The organism is Bowmanella yangjiangensis, from assembly GCF_017255015.1.
In the GTDB taxonomy this organism is placed as follows: domain Bacteria; phylum Pseudomonadota; class Gammaproteobacteria; order Enterobacterales; family Alteromonadaceae; genus Bowmanella; species Bowmanella yangjiangensis.
Window position 1 is genome coordinate 1 of record NZ_JAFKCS010000232.1, and the last position, 1,284, is coordinate 1,284.

A 1,284-nucleotide genomic window follows, 5' to 3' on the forward strand; every position below is an offset into this window, starting at 1 on the left:
GCACCTGCAGTTCGAGGCTGTCCTGCAGGCCGTCGAGCAGCGTGCGCAGGTAGTCGTCGAGATGCGGCTCATCGCGCCTGGCCATGGCCAGCACCGGACGCTGCAGCACGCTGGCGGCGTAGATCAGGCAGTCGTGCTCCTGGTCGAACAGCACCTCGCAGCCCAGGTGCCGCCGGTAGCAGGCGAGCGACGCGACGGGGCTGTGGCTGAACGCGATCCGCAACGGATGCAGGTTGGCCCCGCCCATGGCACGCACCATGCGGGCACAGGCAGCGATGGCCATTTCCCGGTACTGCTGACCGCCCTCCTGGGCGAAGAAATGTTCGATACGGCGCACCTCAACCTGGTCGCCGACGGCCGACAGGCGCCAGTGCTCGGCCTTGTTGTGCAACGCCAGGTAGCGCTGCGCAGCAGAAAAGGCGCCGTGCAGGTCGGCCTCACGCGCCAGCAGGCGACCGAGCGGCCCGAGCATCTGCAACCCCTGGTGGCCAGCCACGCGCAGGCCGAGGTCGGGACAGGCGAGCTGCCGCGCCGCTTCGCAGAGCAGGCGGATCACCTGCTCGATACGGATCAGCCGATCACCGTCGGCCAGCGCCGTGCGGTTCAGCCCAACCGTCGCCAGCAGGTCATCCAGGTTGCCGCCCAGTGCCGTCACCTCGGCCGGCAACCCGGTCAGTGCGGCGCTGCGTACCTCGTAGCGAATGCTCATGGCCACTCCGTGAAGGGCTTGCCCGACGAAGATGCGGTGTTTGTCGTGTCATGACAAGTCGCACGCTCGCCAGCGGCTTAGTCTCACCCCACAACAACAAAAAATCCGAGGTGATCCGTGGCTCAGTACGACCTGATTGTGCAAAGCGGCCGCTACTTCGACGGTAGCGCAGCCCCCTCCTCCATTCGCAGCCTGGCCATCAAGGATGGCCGCGTCGCCCTGATCAGCGCCGAGCCGCTGGACGAGCACCTGGCCGAACGCGTCATCGATGCCCGTGGCAAGTGGATCACCCCCGGCTTCCTCGACACCCACACCCATTACGACGCCGAGCTGATCGTCGCCCCCGGTCTGTCGGAGTCGGTGCGTCACGGGGTGACCACGGTACTGGTCGGCAGCTGCTCGCTGAGCATGGTCTGCAGCCAGGCCGAGGATGCATCCGACATTTTCACCCGCGTGGAAACCGTACCGCGCGAGAAGGTGCTGCCGATCCTGCAGACACGCAAGACCTGGAGCGGCCCACGGCAGTGGCGCGAGTTCATCGACCAGCACCCCCTGGGGCCGAACCTGATCAGTTT

2 protein-coding genes are annotated in these 1,284 nt (G+C 66.7%); one reads left to right on the plus strand and one right to left on the minus strand.

From position 1 onward, the window contains the following. A partial coding sequence (locus J0A65_RS23595; RefSeq protein WP_206596720.1) for an AraC family transcriptional regulator occupies window positions 1-709 on the minus strand: 709 nt, incomplete at its 3' end. A 117-nt stretch (window positions 710-826) separates the two neighbouring features. On the opposite strand from J0A65_RS23595, the gene J0A65_RS23600 reads away from it, so the two are divergent. After that, window positions 827-1,284 (plus strand): amidohydrolase family protein (locus J0A65_RS23600; RefSeq protein ID WP_206596721.1); only part of this gene is annotated, 458 nt, incomplete at its 3' end.